Here is a 15,150-nt window from a genome sequence, read left to right as displayed (position 1 = left end):
CTCAGACCCTGATTCGTCGGGAGCATCAGGTCACGCACCGAGATGGGCGCGTGACCCATGAGGTGCGGTTTGCCGTGAGCAGCACGCTGCTCACAGCAAGGGAAGCCGAGGACATCTGGCGACAACACTGGAGTATCGAGAATCGGAGCCACCATCGGCGTGACACGATCTTCCATAAAGATCGTCACCGACTGCGCCAAGGAGCGCAAGGATTGGCTGTCCTGCACGGCATACTGTTGACCCTTTTGCACGCGCGAACACGACACCTCACCGATCTGGTCAGACGCCTACGGCATGATCCTCTGGCCGCGCTGAACGTCTTGGGAATTGGATCTGGTTGAGATAAAAGCCTGACATGGCCCCTTTGGTCTCCACCGTGCCTTTTTGGCTCAGGTGTATCAGCCTTATTTCACCTGTTCGACTTGACGGCATGTTGAACGTGGGTTTCTTTCGTCTACATAGGACTCAGGGCTGGTCTGGACACCTCCTTAGGCTGAAAGTGGCAGAACTTTTGTCAGTGAGCTTCACACCCTCAACCTTGTCAAAGCTGAACGCATGTCACCTAGCCCCTGGCGGCCTGACAGATTTTATGAGAGTGAACGGAAAGCGAGCTGCCAGCCGAGCTCCAGGGTTGTTTGAGGAGGGGCATGGGTGCGTTTCCGCTGCACTTCCACGTCTCAGAACAGAGTGGCCAGACCCACGGACACTTTGGGGGGAGAGGCAGCGGACACTTTGGGGGGAGAAGGCTTTGAGTCTGTATAGCACGGCATTTATCTTGAATTTTTTCCGTGCGGACACTTTGGGGGATTGACAGTATTTTCCACGGACACTTTGGGGGATTGAGAAGAGAGAGCATTCTGAAGGATGAGCTAGGCAAGCTGCCCTAAATATCGTGCTGGTCAGCTTTTTAGGTGTATTCCCACTTTGCCGATCACTTTTGGGAACATCACGGACACTTTGGGGGATTGGGGTACAAAATCCACGGACACTTTGGGGGAAACAGGGTGTGTTGCACGGACACTTTGGGGGATTGGGGTACAAAATCCACGGACACTTTGGGGGATTGGGGTACAAAATCCACGGACACTTTGGGGGATTTAAGATTTTTTCGCCGTCCACAGGCGGGTTTTTCTGATTCCTATGTTGTTGACAACATTATTTTTCTTTCTCTTTAAAAACAAATAACATCAACAACATGATCCTTCTGCCCCGGGCCTCCGAAAAGCGTGCGCTGACCCAGCACGTCGACGAACTAAATTTGGCTCGGCTCGGTCTGATCAGCATGCAGAGCCGGGTGGGTGCGGGCAGCACGTTCTGGGAGGACGAATACGGCGAGGGAGACGAACGGATGAGCGTCAAGTGCATTGGCACAGCGCAGTATCTCGTGCCCTTTGGGGTGGACAATGACGTCATCATCGGCATCCTCTGCCTGTTCGCAGCGCAGGGGTTCCCGGCAAGCAACGCCGTCACAGGCACCGCCAACCACTTCCTGAGGGCCTCGGGCCTGGACACCTCCGGGCGCTATCACAAGAACCTGCACGAATCGCTGATGCGCCTATCGCACACCAATTTCCACATCGAGCGCGGCTGGCACGATGGTAAGCGTTACCGGACGGTGATCTTCCGCCACCTGCACGAGATCATGTTCGATACGGCCCAGTCCGGTGGGACCATCGATCAGGACAGTACGATCACGGTGGTGCTTCCCCCGATCATTGCTGAGAGCCTGCGCCGGGGTTTTCTCAAGCCGCTGAGTTCAGGAGTGCTGGGCGAGCTGAGCCAGCCAACGGCCCGCGCCCTGTACCGCTTGCTGGACGGTCACCGCCACAACCTCACTGCTCCGGAAGAGCGTCTCCAGGAATTCACGGTGGGCCTGGTGGGATGGGGTCGCAAGGCCCGCATCCTGAACCTGAGTCCGGACAAGATCCGCCGCGTTCTCGATCCGGCCCACGAGGAATTGCTGCGGGCACATTACCTGGCATCGGTCACTTATCAGGGACGCGGGCAGGGGCAGAGCGTGCATTACGTCTTCGAGCGGGAAGTCGTGGCCCTCGATCCCCTGCTGCTCAGCCGTCTGACGGGACGCGGCATCGCGCCCAAGGTGGCCCGTGGCCTGATGGAGGGTATGGGTGTGGACACAGTCCGCGAACGCCTGGATGAGGTGGAACGGCTGATTGCGGGCAAGAAGGTCCCAGGGCCAGGCTTCTTCGTGAATTTCATCCGCTCGCCGGACGATTACCGCCCACGTCCGGCCCTCGCTCAGGGCCAGTCACCGGCGAAGATTAGGGTAGCCAAGCAGCCGCGTCTGTTGGACATGGAACCTGATCCGGATCAGGCGGCGCGTGAGCGGTTTGCGACTCTGTCGTCCACGGAGCGTTCCCAGGAAACGGTGCGGTCCCTGAAGGTGGTATACGGTAGTCGCTTGAACGTTGAGGAGTACCGGAAGCTCGGCGAGGTGTTGGAGGTGGAGGCATTAGACGCCGCTGCATTGCGCGCCGAGGCCGCCCGCGCCCTGGCCACGGGGACGTGCGACCACCAGGCGGCGCTGCTCCAAGTGCAACTGAAGAATTTCACCTGAACGCGCTTTGTGTTGGTGCTGGCCAATCCGTCAAAGCGCTCTGAGGGCAACTATGCACCGTAAACAAAGCTTAGATCGGCTCACGCTCCTCTGGGAACGGTCCCTGGCAGACAACGCCCAACCCATCCCAGTCCGAGACGTTTCTGCGGCTCACCTGGATATCCCTGACGAACCCCTGCTGGAGTTCAGGCACGAACACAGCCAGACTGTTGCGCCAGTGATGGTGGCAAGGACCATACTCATGCCGCCGCTGGGCGAGGGCCGGCTCGAAGTGATGGCCTACCGGCTTGACCTCCAGAGCAATGCCCAGACCTGGGCCGCGCAGGACGAGGGCGAGATCCGCCGCCGGGCCGTGACTGCCGCGCGAGACATGGACGCCGCCGCCCTGTGGGATCTTCTGGAGGCCAACCTGATTCTCAATGGGGTGGTGGGCGCAAAGGTCAGTCCGCACACCCTGCGGGCCTACCGCAAGGGCCTGAGCACGTTCCTGGAGTTCGCCCAGATGGCCGGGGTCCAGTTGCTGCGCCCTCGTCCCAACCACGGCGCGGCGTACGCCCGCTGGCTAGAAGGTCAGGGTTACAACACCTCCACCGTGCGGGTCAGGCTCGCCGCCTCCCGTAAACTGTTCGCGGCGTTGCGCTGGGCCGGCGCGACCGACGCCACGCCGTTTGCCGACGTGCGGCCCGCACCCGATCCTGTGCCGCGCACCGAGAAACGCAAGCCCTACTCTCAGGGCGAGGTCGAAACCCTGCTGCGACACGCCGATCTGGAAGAGAAGGTCATTCTTCTGCTGGGCGCGCATGCCGGACTACGCGTCAGCGAGATCGCCGGGCTGCGCAGGGCCGACATTCACCTCCAAGGCGAGCATCCACACTTGATGGTCACCGGGAAGCGGCAGAAACGGCAGGGTGTCGTTCTTAGTCAGTCGCTTCAACAGGCACTCAAGGTCTGGCTGGCGGGCACACCGCAGTTGTCTACTTACGTCATCAGCGGACAGAGCAGCGATTACGTGCAGGGCCGGGTCAAGTCGGTCTGCGAGCGCAGCGGGGTCCCCTATTCGCGCCGCCAGGTGCACGGGCTGCGCCACAGCGCGGGCACCCGCATCTATGCCGATACAGGTGATCTGCTCGCCGTACGCGACCACCTGCGTCACGCCGACATCACCAGTTCCGAGATCTATGTCGAGTACGCCAGGAAGATGAAGGACAGTCCAGTCAAAGGCTGGTGAAGGCGAAGGCTGGATCAGGAAGCCACCATGAATGGAGCAATCGGCTGTCTTTTGAAGCGCATAAGCGAGCGCTATGGCAAGGTCGTGTTGCCTTAACCGGTGACCTGCTGTGACCGATGCCAAACCCTACCGCCACCGATTTCCCATGACGATTATCCAGCACGCTGTCTGGTTTTACCACCGCTTCCCGCTCAACTACCGAGACGTTCAGGAATTGCTGCACCAGCGCGGTATTGAGGTCAGTCACGAGACGCTCCGCGAGTGGTACCTGAAGTTCGGGCCGCTGTTCACCGATGAATCCCGCCGGGGTTCCAGCTGGCTTCTGGATAAGGTTTGCACGACGGTGGATGGCGTCCGACACTGGCTGTGGAGGGCGGTCAACGAGCGCGGTTTCGTGCTCGATATTTTCCTTCAGCGCCACCAAGATACCGAAGCCGCGAGGATCTTCCTGATCAAGTTACTCGGCGAATACAATGACCCAGACACGATTTGTACCGACCAGCTGCGGAGCTATGGAGACGCGATCCGGGAGTTCGCAAACCTGGTCCATGTCGACCATCAGCACCGCGCACTGCAACAACATGGTTGAGCAGCCTCACTGTCCCACACGACGTCAAGAGTGGCAGCAACAAGAATTCAAGCGACGAAGACGCGCGCAAGAATTCCTCCGCATGCATGCCCGGATCGAGAACCTCCACCATCACTCCCACACCAGCGTTTCCGCCAAGATTCAAAGAGACAACCAGAAACAGGCGTTTCAGACGTGGTCGACGGTTGCTGCAGGTGTGGTTCAGGCCACACCTGCCCTTCGGCTGCTTCGGTGCCAGTTAGAGCAACACAACCCGTCAAAGTCCTGGCAGTTCATCCGCGCTTCTCGTTGGTGAATTCGCTGTGGAATTTCTGGAACTGGTATTCGCCCAGACCTTCGACGAAAACGCTGCGGCTGCTGACTTCTGCGATCTGGTAAGTTTTGCCGGAGCGCCTGCCGTACCAGGTTTCCCCCTCGGCCACCGGAGGCAAGGCGGCTTCGCGGGCGGCCTGTTCCCCCGGGGTCAGGTACGCCCCAGGCATCGGCGTCACAGCGGTCATGGTGCCACTCTTTCTGCCCTGGAGCTGCGCTCCCACCTCCTTGTCCAGCGCCCGGATGATGTACGTCCAAGGGTTGTCCGAACCGGCGGTCTTTCGTGCCTCGGTGATCACCTCAGCGGCCCGGTCAGGCGTGATCTGCGTAATCCAGCCCTGTCGCTGCCCGCAGCGCAGGCCGGGCGGTGTTTCGTCCATCAGGTCGTTGAGTTTCTTCTGACCGCCCAGGGCAGGGACCAGCAAGGCGCGGGTTTCCACCGGGTCATGCGGCTCGTCTGGGGCCGGGATCGGTATGGCCCCGACGGGCGGCGCGGTGGGCGGAACATTTTTAGAAGAAGTGATCGTTGCCGATTCTTCGTTCGCCTGATCCTGATCCCCAAACAGAAGTGCCAGATCAGCGTCTGTGATGGACGCGTCAGCGTCCCCGCCGTCAGGCGGCAGCAAGGCCACGCTTGCGGCTGGGCTGTCTACCCCGCCTTCATCTTCTGAACGCGAAGCGATTGTGGTGGTGAACGGTACGCTGCTGATCTGACTCGCCTGTACCTCCGGGGTGCTGGCCTCACGCGCGTTTTCAGTAACGTTGTATTCACCACCTGTCTTTTCTAGTGTCTTTAAAACACTGTCTTTACTGTCTTTATATACTGTCTTTATATGTATCGACTTTCAATACACCCCCTGTATTGATTTCCGATACACCTCCTGTATCGACTTTCAATACACCCCTGCTGGACTTTTTGGGGGTGTATTGATTTCCGATACACCCTTTGCGGCCATGCGCTCAGCGTAGGACTGGGCCAGATGGAGGGCGTTTTCTGCCCAGAGCCTTTCCATGTCCAGATGCCAGCGGTTGGCGTTTACGCGGTCTCCTGGGGTCATGGTGATGAAGTGGCCGCAATGCTCCAGCACGCCCGTCTGGATGCGTCCCAGCTTGCTCTGGCTGACGCCCAGATCGCTCATCATCCGGCGAACGGACAACGTGGCATTCGTGTTGGCCCAGCTCATGAGGTAGTTGATGAATCCATAGCCGTCCACGCCGATCTTGCTGGCATACTTATCGCGCATGACATTGGGACACTGGTGGAATCCACGGTGATGATCACCGCTGCTGGTGACAACTGCGCCGCTCATGCCTGATCCCCAGATGTTTCAGGGCCGCGCGTGTGCGCTGGCTGTGGCGTCCGAGAGAGTTTGGCTTTCATGGATGGAACTCCTACGCGTTCCTCACTCCCCCTCTCGGGGCCTCCGGGTCTGTTGACCCGGACATGCTCAGGCGCGTATCCTGTGCATAAGGCAATGCCTGCGAACTCCCCAGTTCGCAAAACAATCGAATTCTTCGGATCGGACACCCTCTGCGAATACCGACTTGCAGGCCGCGCGGGGGGTGTTCCCTTGGGTCAATTGCTCGGTGACCTCCGGGACCCGCTTAGCATACCTTGATTTCGCTTTAGCCGTGCAGGAATTGCGGCTTCATCTCATGGTCAAGTCAATACGGTCTCCTTGAGAGGGAAACCATTTACCGTATGTTCTGCTGGCAGTCGGGCCCCTCGTTTTGTGCAGCGGCTCAGACATTTGCTGATGCCAACTAAATCCAGGTAATATCCTGTCGCAACCTAGATTGCAAGGGGGCAAAAAAAGAATGACCACAAAACTTGACAACTGGCAGCAGTGGCTGTATGCCACAGATGAAGATCGGCGAGCCACAGCAGAGCGTGGATTACGGGAACGGAATGCCGACCTGCTCTGGTCGTTGGTTCAAGCCTTTCTGTGGCTCAGACCTACACCCGACAAGCACCTCAGTGTCCATACCTTGCACACCTATCGCATGGGGGTGCAGAAATTTCTGAAGTTTTTGGAAAGCATACAGATTGATGGGACTCAGCTCCCAGAGCAGCAGCAGTATGTGGACTGGCTCCAGGGACAGAAACTGGCATCCATGACAGTTCGCACAAGGTCCACAGCAGCCAAGCATTTGATCAGTTCCCTGATATGGGCTGGTCTGGAACAGACTAATGCCACGCCTTCAGCGAAATTTCCGTCCGAGTCACGGGCAAAGCGTCAACGTCGACCCTACACGGAAGCTGAAATCGACTTGCTCTTAAAACTGGCCAATAATGAGGAGCGACTCATCATCCTTCTGGGATTAGACGCTGGCCTTAAAGCTGGTGAGATGATGGCATTGCGTAGACAGGATGTTTTACTCTCTCATATCCCTCCGGTGTTAGATATAGTCAGTGCTCGAAAGGAGACTTTTCGTCTCTCCCTTTCTAATGATTTACAGTACGCTTTTGAAGCTTGGTTTGAGGAATGTCCAGTAGCCCCAATCGAAAATGTTCTGGCTGGGAAACGCGGTGAATATGTCGAAGATAGATTACGGCGACTCTGTAAAAGAGTAGGCGTGAATTACGAAAACATCGGTATTGAAGGTCTACGTTTGTCTGCAGGGGCACGATTTCATAGAGAAAATGGAGACCCCAAGGCGCTAATGCTTTTTCTGCGCATATCACATAAGCGAAATATTAAGAGATATATAGATGCGGTAAGATGGCTTAACTAGAAAAAAATTATAATCGGTCACAGCTTTTAATACTCGGAGGAATTTTATCTTAGATTTAAAATAAATGGGCAATTACGATTTACAGATCTATAATTCTAAGATAGAGCAGTGTTAGCAGGAAAATTAAGCTTGCACCAATACTTTTTGGGGGGATAATTTACTAATTAGCAGTTTTCCATGCTCTGATCGAAGGAAAAAGCGGTATTGCCGCAGATGAGTCGTCTGTAACACTGTCCACCATGATAATCTCTGCTTAGGTAAATCTGAACTGATCTTTGATTTGTCAAGGTCTAAGATAATTCGATATGTTGTCTGCATCCGTGCGCCAGTCCTCACAGGTCAGACCCGGCGCGCGGGTGAACTCGCGGGTGTTGTTGGTCACTACCGTCAAGCCCCTGGCCAGCGCCGTCCCCGCGAGTTGCAGGTCATACGGACCGATGGGGGTCCCCGCCTGCCGAAGGTGCTGACGCAACTGGGCGGTCTCTTGCGCGTCCGCTGCCTGGTAATCGAGAACGGTCAATTCGGTTTGCAGGGCCGTCCAGACTTGACCGTAGCGCTCGCGGGCTGCAGGCTGACCCGTCAGACCGTACTCGATCTCCATCACCGTCACGGTGCTGATTGCCAATTCACCTGGCGTGTGCTGCGCAAAGGCCGCCATCACGCCCGGATGCCCCCTCAGAAAGTCACTGACGACATTCGTGTCCAGGAGGTAACGGCTCAGAACAGGTCACGCTCCTCGGGCGGTAGCAGATCGCTCCGGTCAATGGTGAAGCCCTGCGGATCGTAGACGGCTTCTCGCATGTGTCCCTGGAGGGCGTCACTCCAGGGGCGCTGCTGCTCGCCGTAGGACAGCGGCACCAGTTTCGCGGCCGCACGTCCATTGCGGGCAATGATGATGATCTCCCCGCCCTCTGCGGCATCAACCAGCCGGCTGAACTTGTTCTTGGCGTCGTACAGGTTGATGGTCTGCATGGTGCACCTCCATGGAGAGTCTAGCCTGTCCAAGTCAGGCCAGATGTGAGCCCAGTCGGCTTTCTCTACACTGCCTCCCATGAGTTTCGCGTTCCAGGGAGTGGGCGGAACCGATGAGATGGGGGCCAGCCCGCAAGACGCCCGCGCGTGGCTGCCCTAGGCCGAAAACGCCCTGTCCGTCGTCGGCTACCAGGATGCCGAGAGTCCAGGCAGACGGCTGCTGGAACTCCAGCAGGGTGGAGATGTCATGCTGCCCGATGGACGGGGAGGCCGCGAACCCGTTTCAGCCTACTCGCGCATTGAGCGCTTCTACCTGTCCGCCCACGCGGACCGGGGCGGCATGTTGGGCATGATCGCGCGGTATGCGCCCGGCAAGGTGCTGCTGACCCATGGGGACGTCGCGCCCCGCACCAACATGGCCGGCTACCTGAACGGCAAATACGAAGTCGCCCTGCCTAAGGCGGGCGAGGTCATCGAGTTGCAGGACAGCCGCCGCCGCAAGGGTGTCTTTCTCAACGCTGGGAAGAAGAAACTGGAAGCCCTCAAGGAGCGTCATTCCAAGGGCAAAGTACAGGTGCGCTACGACGCTGGGCAGCATGCGGTGATCATCGAACTGCCGGAGGAGATGGACGGCGCGCTCTTCGGGGAAGGGGAGTACACCCTGGAGGTACTGAGGGGCAAGCTCAGCCGCCTCAGCCGCGTCAAGCTGCGCGAGCGCGATCAGGAGGCCCTGGCGGGCATGGAGTCACCGGAAGCGGACGTCAGCTCAGATTGACCGGACCACTTTCCTCCGACGGATCAAAGACGTATTCCAGGATATCCGAAATCTGGATTTCCTGACCCGTGAGTTGACGCAGACCGGTGACGATGCGCGCGAGGGTGGGCAGGTCAATCCGGGAAGGCTCATGGCCACGCCGCGCGATTCGGTAAACCGTACCCATACGATCAATACCCCCCGCCTTGGCTAGCGCATACGCCGTGATTCCATGCTCTTCAAGAACATCACTCAATCGCCACCGTACCGCTGCCATAACTCATTGTGCCAAGAAAGCGACAATAGTTGCGCGGTATACAACTTAGCGCATTGTCGCTTAATTACTATATGCAACACCTGAAAGGGCAGCCCTAGGAAGCCTGAGCCCCTTCAGGATCCGTAACTCATTGAGGTGGATCGTATGAAGCATACCCTGAACATCCCGCAGTCCCATCTGCCCTGGACCCTCCATGCAGTTTGAGCTGCTGCGCGCCCACCAGCGCTTCCTGCCGCTGATCGGTCAGCGCCAGCGGCGTCCTGATGACGAGGCAATCCCGCTCACCAACCTCCTGGTCAGCCCAGCCGTGAAGAACACGTTGCTCAATGCCCTGGGGGAAGGCGGCCCCCACAGCGGCCCGCTGTTCGGCTACCGCGATCAGAGTGAATTGCATGTCCGCTTCGCGGCGGCGCGCGGCTACAGCGCCGCTCTGGCCCCGGATCCTCTGGCCATGGACCCCCTGTACCTCCTGGGCCTGACCGATGCATACCGACAGACGGACCCCCGCCTGGACTGGACGGGCCAGTGGCTCACGGCCCGTGGTGGGCAGTTCCCCAACGTGTCGAACTGTCTGCGTTGGTTCGAGCGGGCCGCCGGGCAGCAGTTGGTCACGCCCGAACACCCCCTGGTGTTCGCAGGCTGGATGGACGAGAGCTTCACGCTGCTGGCCTGCCATATGGGGCCGGACGAGTTCGAACCCTGCATCTGGCTGCCGCTCCACTTCACCGCTGAACCGGAGGCCCAAGCATGACCCACGCACCAGATGCCGCCCTGACGGTCACCCTCAACTCCCTTGCTCAGCGGCAGGCGATGAACATCATCCGCTCCCGGTCAGTTGCCGCCTTCGGTGCCCTGGTGGGCGTGGCTCAACTGGACCGGGCCTGGATCACTGACGTGCAGGACGGCCCGCTCAAGCGGGCAGATGTCTCTTACGGTGAATTGGATGTCGGGAGCAGCGATGATCTGCAGCACTGGTATGACGGCTACCGGGCAGGACTCCAGTTCGCTCGGCTGAACCATCTGGGGTGGTGGTGGCACTGCGAAGAGGCCCCGCCGTGGGAGGTTAGCGACGTTTTGCAACAGTCGGAACTGAACCGTTTGCAGACGCAGCCTGAGCGGTACAGCATCCCGTCTGAACGTAGCGGCCCACCCAGCTTTCTCCTGCTCTTGACGTGGCTCCATGAAGATGAGCTGCGTTGCCGCGTTCTGGAGATTGAGCCTGCCACCCAGCAGGCGCGTGACCTCTCTGTGCTGCTGTAACACCATTCAAAAAGCGCGCAGCGATCGCTGCGCGCCGGAGAGCAGGGGACGCAAGGTATACCTCGCGTCCTTTCACTTGCGGCTTACAGGAGTCGGGTCAGATGATTCTCCCCCTCTGCCGAGTTCTCAATAGGCTCTTCCTGAGCTTGCAGGTGTTCGGGGGCGGGCTGAACGCCCACCCCCCTCCCACGGCGCTTCTGGGGGGCAGTCTGTTCGCTCTGATCGATCTGCAACGCCAGCACACCGAGGCATCGGACGCGCCAACCATCAATCTGCACATCGTCTCCGCGTTTCTGGACGAGGCAGGCTACTGCGTTGACGCTATAGGGGGGCAGTTTGGGTAGACGGAATGCCAGCAGGGACTTGAACTCCTTCGTACTGGTGACAACCACTTCGTGGGTGCCTTGAGGGCCAGTAATTTCGTACAGAACGCGGGTGCGGTTGGCGGCTGGGGTGACTTTATTTTTCGTCATGATTCTCCTCCAGGAGATCGTCGAGAGGGGCGGTACGGTATTTTCCAAACCGCAAATAGGGCATTTTTGGCCATACAGGGAAGGGTTCGTGCGGGTGGGTGTTGCGCCACACCTTGGTGCTGTGCTGAGCGAGCGTATACACGTCTTCTCGAACGCCAGAGAAGCCTGGGTAGTGAGAGAGATGTGCGGCGAGTTGCAGCACCTGCTGCCGCGCGGTTTCTGGAGGGAACTGATAGGGGCGTTCACCCGGTTTCGGACGTCCCCCACGTCCAGTGATGGACCGGGTGATCCGCATTCGGTAATGCGCCCTCACCTGCTCGCTCAGCCGCCAGGTGATGGCGTTTTCAGGCGAGCGGTAGAGTTCGTAGTTTCTCCAACGGAGGGGTTCATCGGGATCCAGTGCCAGACGCCACTGCTCACGCGAGGGTTCTGGCACGACGTTGCTCATCAGCAGCAGCGTGACGTTCCCCTGGGTGGGCGGCAGAATCACCTGTTGGATGGCGGGCATTCCTACGCGCCTCAGCGCTGTACGGGTGCCATCACTCTGCGTGATGCTCGGGTAGCGTTCCTCCTGTCGCTGAGCAACGCGAAGAGCCTGATTGATAGGGACAGTGATGACGACAACGCAGGGGGAGGCCCGTGCGAGACAGGCGACTTTTTGCAGGGCGCTGGTAACAATGGTGTGGTATCGCACCCCTCTATTGATAGTGGCGCGTGGGTGTCGTTGAAAAGACCCCCCCAAGGGGCTACCCCTGGTATGAGCGAGATGAGAACATGCACACCTGGCTCTTCAAAATTTTTAAAGCTGACTGGCACGTTGCGCGTGGGTGTTGCGTTAAGTCCCCCTGCTCGTCTTGGCGCGTGGGTGTTGACGGAAATTGCCCCTCAAAATGCAGAGAAGCGGAGTACAGTTGCGCTTAACTTTTCTAGGCACTCCAGCCGGATGTGACTCATCGCGCGTGGGTGGAGTGGTGGTTCACCTACGAAGTTTGCACTCGGTACAGACAGAGTGACGACGGCTGGGTGAATCCGGAAAACCACGATTGGGAGAGCCTCTTTCAGTACATATAATGAATGTTCCTCTTTGGGGCAAGGACGCAGGTACTCTTTTTTCATGGTGCTGTCCTCGCAGACAACCAAGGACGCGGCTCGCCACCGTGATCCGACCGACGTAGCTGCATGCTGGGGAAACCTCGCTGGTGCGGCTGCAACAGGGGCTGGAGGGTGCAATCCCCTCCTTCTACCTAATCTGAAAGTGATGTTGGGCGACACGGACACGGGACACGCGGTGACGCGTGCAACCCTGCCATTTTGGAATGACGGGAGGGGGTGCTGGGAACGGTGCAACCTCTCCCCCACTGGTGGGCGTCAGCATGTCGGTAACGGCATGAGCAGTAACGGCGCGACGTTGGGTGATGACCAACGCGCAAAGGGTGCTGCGGTACTCCTCGGGGCAACCTGGAGAGATCGGCGAATAGCTCAAGCCAGTCAAGGCGAGAAGAACTCTCGCTGTGGGGTGTTAGACCTGCGGGTCTTGGGTACAAGTGGTCAGAACCTGAGCGACAGTTCAGGGCCGTCGAGAGACGTGGGCAACATGCAGCAGGGTAAACCGCCAGTTCGGAACATTTGGGCGGCTAAAGACTCCTTCGGAGTCGACTGCACAGCGAGCGCTGCATGGGTGCTGATCGGGCTGTACCTCCGCGCAAGCGGACGGAAGATTTGGATAACGTGGGAAGCTGCTGGCTACACATCGAACACCTGTTTTTGGGGTGAGCGGCCAGGAGTGGGAGCGGCAGTGAGTAGGTTCAAACCGGTCAAGTGGGAGCAGTTCCATAAGCCCGGCGTACTGGCTTGTCCAGGCCGAAAACCGCCATCGGTTACAGGGTGGACTTCACGTCCATCTGGGAACATCTGCGAGGATTTCCGGCGTGCAATGCCGAGCACCAGGACACTCAGGGTTGGCCCCCGAGGTGTCAGCGACGTGAACAGGGTGACTCCTGTTCCTGGCGTGGTCAATATTGCAAAACACCCTCTGCATGGGGTTCAAAACATGACAGGCCGGGTCGGGCCAAGACATGCTGAACTGACGTTCAGCAACTTTTATCGCTGCTTTGGCAGCTGCGTCTCCGGGCGCTCTCATGGGTTCCAGCCACACTGCCCGTTTGGGTCAATGTGGTTGGGATTCCTCTCCCAATCCACAAGGAGAACTTTCAAGCCATGCCCACAAAAGTAGAACTTTTTTCTTTGAATAAGGCGGCAGACGAATGCGGCATTTCACGTCAGGATTTCAGGCAATACGTCGGTGAATTTGAGAGGCAGTCAGGAACGTATCTGCCCAAAGATCCTCAAGGAAACAAACAGATCCCTGAGGACTTTTTGCAGTTCTTTCAGCGTGCCGTGATGTGGTCGCGAGTTGAAGGCATCCTGCCCACCACCGCGATGAGACAGGCACTAGGCGACGGGTACAGTTTCAGGTTAAACGAGCTGGCAAAGGCCGTGGTTAATACCAACCAATTGCTCAAACTTCCTGGCGAGCTCCGCACTGTCGTCCAAGAGCTGGAGCGCCTCAGCAGAAGGGAGCGACCGGTGAAAATCATCCTGGCAGATGAGGTAAGAATTGCCAGGGCCCTCACCAGCATTCGGCTCTGGCAAGCAGGGGGATGCGTCCTGGCTGGCGGATTGTTAGAACGTTTGCTGGCCTCTCGATTTGGATGGTGAATCTGCGAGGAAGAAAGTAATCATGCTCCGCGTACGGAGCTGCTTGCGGGGGACAATGGATCCTGCGCAGAATCGCGAAGGATAGAATCTGCCCAAGAGTTGGACACTGCGTTGTCCCAGCCAGAGCTGACGCTGTTGCCGTCGGCCTGCACGGTGATCAACGACCTGTCAACGAGCTGGTATGAACTCCTCCTTTCACAAGGCCCCAAGAGCGTCAGCGGCACGGGGAAGGATCAAGCGGTTGAGAGCCTCAGCCAGATCAGCCGCCTTGAGAGGCGGACTCCGGAGCGCGGTTAGCAGTTCTCGCACTACCGTCAAAGTCAGCTCTTCATTCGCGCGCCCCGGAAACCCGCGACTTCAGTCGTGGGAGAAATGGGCGCTGCCCCTTAGGGGCAATAAAGGCTAAAGCGCTACAATCTTTTTTACTCATATGTACCAAACTCGCTGTGTGAAGATCACGCTGAGCGCGAAACTGAAATTGCGGCATAGCCCGGAGCAGAAAGCTGCTCTGGACGCCGTGACTTTGGCCTACCGTGACGGCTTGAACTTCGCATCTCAAGCAGCATTTGACCTGGGCAAGACCACTTCAGTTCCCAAGCTCCACCAGGAAACCTATGGCGTCTTGCGGGAACGTTTTGGCCTGGGGGCGCAACTGGCCTGCACAGTTGAACGTCAGGTGACTGCCGCGTACAAAACGCAGTGGACGAAGGCCAAGCAAAACCAGAAGGCCCGCGAGAAGGGGTTTACCAAGCGTCGTTACAAGGGCCTGGACAATCCCATGAAGTTTGTGTCCCGCACACTGGAATACCAGCATGGGCGCGACTACTCGTGGAAAAAAGATGGCAAGGTCAGCATCGGCACGCTGAATGGACGCTTGCAACTTGAGTTTGATGGCTATCAGAAGCAGGGGTGACCTGAGACTAGGAACCGAAACCTGCGCTAAGGAATTCAGCGCTGTTTGCGCCGCCAGATTCGGAGTTCGGCATCTGCTGAAGCGTCGCTGATCTCGGCATACCGCAACGTGGTCTGAATGTGGCGGTGGCCCAGCCGTTTGCGGATGGTTCCCAGGCTCACGCCCCCATTGACCAATTCCGTCGCGTGGCTATGGCGCAACTGATGCAGGGTGCAGGTCACACCAGCGAGAGCCGCATAGCGTTGCCAGCGCTCCTGCACGCTCTGATACCGCAACGGCCCACCACGCCCGTTCTTCTGCGCCTGAAACAGCGGCCCATGTGTGTAGTCCAGAGACCGCA

General features: G+C 58.3%; 17 protein-coding genes and 1 pseudogene. 9 read left to right on the top strand and 9 right to left on the bottom strand.

What is annotated here, in order from left to right:
• Positions 1-251 (bottom strand): hypothetical protein (locus tag BOO71_RS28445; RefSeq protein WP_217694912.1); only part of this gene is annotated, 251 nt, incomplete at its 3' end.
• A gap of 944 nt (positions 252-1,195) precedes the next feature.
• Between BOO71_RS28445 and BOO71_RS18835 the strand changes: the two genes are divergently transcribed.
• From BOO71_RS18835 to BOO71_RS18825, 3 genes and pseudogenes are all read left to right on the top strand, one after another.
• Positions 1,196-2,578 carry a replication initiator protein A gene (locus BOO71_RS18835; protein WP_075834966.1) on the top strand — a complete coding sequence of 461 codons (1,383 nt, stop codon included), beginning with the start codon at positions 1,196-1,198 and terminating at the stop codon, positions 2,576-2,578.
• 241 nt (positions 2,579-2,819) lie between these two features.
• Complete coding sequence (locus BOO71_RS18830; RefSeq protein WP_254843214.1) at positions 2,820-3,806, top strand: tyrosine-type recombinase/integrase; 987 nt, start codon at positions 2,820-2,822, stop codon at positions 3,804-3,806.
• Between the two features lie 109 nt (positions 3,807-3,915).
• A pseudogene (locus BOO71_RS18825) lies at positions 3,916-4,585 on the top strand (IS6 family transposase); the annotation flags it as partial.
• A gap of 82 nt (positions 4,586-4,667) precedes the next feature.
• On the opposite strand, the gene BOO71_RS18820 reads toward BOO71_RS18825, so the two are convergent.
• Complete coding sequence (locus BOO71_RS18820) at positions 4,668-5,333, bottom strand: hypothetical protein (protein WP_139323043.1); 666 nt, start codon at positions 5,331-5,333, stop codon at positions 4,668-4,670.
• Positions 5,334-5,600: 267 nt separating this feature from the next.
• The gene (locus BOO71_RS18815) at positions 5,601-6,017 is read right to left on the bottom strand and encodes a hypothetical protein (protein WP_075834961.1); all 417 of its coding nucleotides are present in this window, start codon (positions 6,015-6,017) and stop codon (positions 5,601-5,603) included.
• Positions 6,018-6,525: 508 nt separating this feature from the next.
• Here BOO71_RS18815 and BOO71_RS18810 point away from each other — a divergent pair.
• Positions 6,526-7,443, top strand: coding sequence for a tyrosine-type recombinase/integrase (locus BOO71_RS18810; RefSeq protein WP_075834959.1), 918 nt, complete (start codon positions 6,526-6,528; stop codon positions 7,441-7,443).
• A gap of 283 nt (positions 7,444-7,726) precedes the next feature.
• Here BOO71_RS18810 and BOO71_RS18805 read toward each other — a convergent pair whose 3' ends face one another.
• Together BOO71_RS18805 and BOO71_RS18800 are read right to left on the bottom strand one after the other, a co-directional pair.
• The gene (locus BOO71_RS18805; protein WP_303046744.1) at positions 7,727-8,149 is read right to left on the bottom strand and encodes a PIN domain-containing protein; all 423 of its coding nucleotides are present in this window, start codon (positions 8,147-8,149) and stop codon (positions 7,727-7,729) included.
• 11 nt (positions 8,150-8,160) lie between these two features.
• A complete protein-coding gene (locus tag BOO71_RS18800) occupies positions 8,161-8,415 on the bottom strand; it encodes a type II toxin-antitoxin system Phd/YefM family antitoxin (RefSeq protein WP_075834956.1) in 255 nt (84 codons plus the stop codon).
• 247 nt (positions 8,416-8,662) lie between these two features.
• Between BOO71_RS18800 and BOO71_RS18795 the strand changes: the two genes are divergently transcribed.
• Positions 8,663-9,190 carry an MBL fold metallo-hydrolase RNA specificity domain-containing protein gene (locus BOO71_RS18795; RefSeq protein WP_075834954.1) on the top strand — a complete coding sequence of 176 codons (528 nt, stop codon included), beginning with the start codon at positions 8,663-8,665 and terminating at the stop codon, positions 9,188-9,190.
• Here the strand turns inward: BOO71_RS18795 and BOO71_RS18790 are convergent.
• Positions 9,177-9,446, bottom strand: coding sequence for a helix-turn-helix domain-containing protein (locus BOO71_RS18790; RefSeq protein WP_075834952.1), 270 nt, complete (start codon positions 9,444-9,446; stop codon positions 9,177-9,179). The genes BOO71_RS18795 and BOO71_RS18790 overlap by 14 nt on opposite strands.
• A 193-nt stretch (positions 9,447-9,639) precedes the next feature.
• Here BOO71_RS18790 and BOO71_RS18785 point away from each other — a divergent pair, with 193 nt between their 5' ends.
• Both BOO71_RS18785 and BOO71_RS18780 read left to right on the top strand, forming a co-directional pair.
• Positions 9,640-10,197, top strand: a complete 558-nt coding sequence (locus tag BOO71_RS18785; protein ID WP_075834950.1) for a hypothetical protein — start codon at positions 9,640-9,642, stop codon at positions 10,195-10,197.
• Positions 10,194-10,706 (top strand): hypothetical protein, encoded by a 513-nt coding sequence (locus BOO71_RS18780; RefSeq protein ID WP_075834948.1) that lies wholly within the window; start codon positions 10,194-10,196, stop codon positions 10,704-10,706. Before BOO71_RS18785 ends, BOO71_RS18780 begins: the two co-directional genes overlap by 4 nt.
• An 83-nt stretch (positions 10,707-10,789) precedes the next feature.
• Here the strand turns inward: BOO71_RS18780 and BOO71_RS27170 are convergent, their stop codons facing one another.
• Together BOO71_RS27170 and BOO71_RS18770 are read right to left on the bottom strand one after the other, a co-directional pair.
• Positions 10,790-11,179, bottom strand: a complete 390-nt coding sequence (locus BOO71_RS27170; protein WP_139323042.1) for a hypothetical protein — start codon at positions 11,177-11,179, stop codon at positions 10,790-10,792.
• Positions 11,166-11,687 (bottom strand): hypothetical protein, encoded by a 522-nt coding sequence (locus BOO71_RS18770; protein ID WP_075834944.1) that lies wholly within the window; start codon positions 11,685-11,687, stop codon positions 11,166-11,168. Before BOO71_RS18770 ends, BOO71_RS27170 begins: the two co-directional genes overlap by 14 nt.
• 1,709 nt (positions 11,688-13,396) lie before the next feature.
• On the opposite strand from BOO71_RS18770, the gene BOO71_RS18765 reads away from it, so the two are divergent.
• Both BOO71_RS18765 and BOO71_RS18755 read left to right on the top strand, forming a co-directional pair.
• Positions 13,397-13,897 carry a hypothetical protein gene (locus BOO71_RS18765; RefSeq protein ID WP_075834942.1) on the top strand — a complete coding sequence of 167 codons (501 nt, stop codon included), beginning with the start codon at positions 13,397-13,399 and terminating at the stop codon, positions 13,895-13,897.
• Between the two features lie 448 nt (positions 13,898-14,345).
• Entirely contained in the window at positions 14,346-14,810 is a 465-nt protein-coding gene (locus BOO71_RS18755; protein WP_175607478.1) for a transposase, read from the top strand.
• Between the two features lie 35 nt (positions 14,811-14,845).
• On the opposite strand, the gene BOO71_RS18750 is transcribed toward BOO71_RS18755, so the two are convergent.
• Positions 14,846-15,150 (bottom strand): tyrosine-type recombinase/integrase (locus tag BOO71_RS18750; protein WP_139323041.1); only part of this gene is annotated, 305 nt, incomplete at its 5' end.

The sequence above is a fragment of the Deinococcus marmoris genome (genome assembly GCF_001949125.1).
Taxonomy (GTDB): Bacteria; Deinococcota; Deinococci; order Deinococcales; family Deinococcaceae; genus Deinococcus; species Deinococcus marmoris_A.
This window is presented reverse-complemented; position numbering and strand designations above follow the sequence as displayed.

Excerpts from the sequence above, each read along its gene's own strand:
- BOO71_RS18835 (WP_075834966.1), top strand. The coding sequence starts at position 1,196 with ATGATCCTTCTGCCCCGGGCCTCCGAAAAGCGTGCGCTGACCCAGCAC.
- BOO71_RS18770 (WP_075834944.1), bottom strand. The coding sequence starts at position 11,687 with ATGCCCGCCATCCAACAGGTGATTCTGCCGCCCACCCAGGGGAACGTC.
- BOO71_RS18765 (WP_075834942.1), top strand. The coding sequence starts at position 13,397 with ATGCCCACAAAAGTAGAACTTTTTTCTTTGAATAAGGCGGCAGACGAA.
- BOO71_RS18795 (WP_075834954.1), top strand. The coding sequence starts at position 8,663 with ATGCTGCCCGATGGACGGGGAGGCCGCGAACCCGTTTCAGCCTACTCG.
- BOO71_RS18790 (WP_075834952.1), bottom strand. The coding sequence starts at position 9,446 with ATGGCAGCGGTACGGTGGCGATTGAGTGATGTTCTTGAAGAGCATGGA.
- BOO71_RS18800 (WP_075834956.1), bottom strand. The coding sequence starts at position 8,415 with ATGCAGACCATCAACCTGTACGACGCCAAGAACAAGTTCAGCCGGCTG.
- BOO71_RS27170 (WP_139323042.1), bottom strand. The coding sequence starts at position 11,179 with ATGACGAAAAATAAAGTCACCCCAGCCGCCAACCGCACCCGCGTTCTG.
- BOO71_RS18815 (WP_075834961.1), bottom strand. The coding sequence starts at position 6,017 with ATGAGCGGCGCAGTTGTCACCAGCAGCGGTGATCATCACCGTGGATTC.
- BOO71_RS18785 (WP_075834950.1), top strand. The coding sequence starts at position 9,640 with ATGCAGTTTGAGCTGCTGCGCGCCCACCAGCGCTTCCTGCCGCTGATC.
- BOO71_RS18780 (WP_075834948.1), top strand. The coding sequence starts at position 10,194 with ATGACCCACGCACCAGATGCCGCCCTGACGGTCACCCTCAACTCCCTT.
- BOO71_RS18830 (WP_254843214.1), top strand. The coding sequence starts at position 2,820 with ATGCCGCCGCTGGGCGAGGGCCGGCTCGAAGTGATGGCCTACCGGCTT.
- BOO71_RS18810 (WP_075834959.1), top strand. The coding sequence starts at position 6,526 with ATGACCACAAAACTTGACAACTGGCAGCAGTGGCTGTATGCCACAGAT.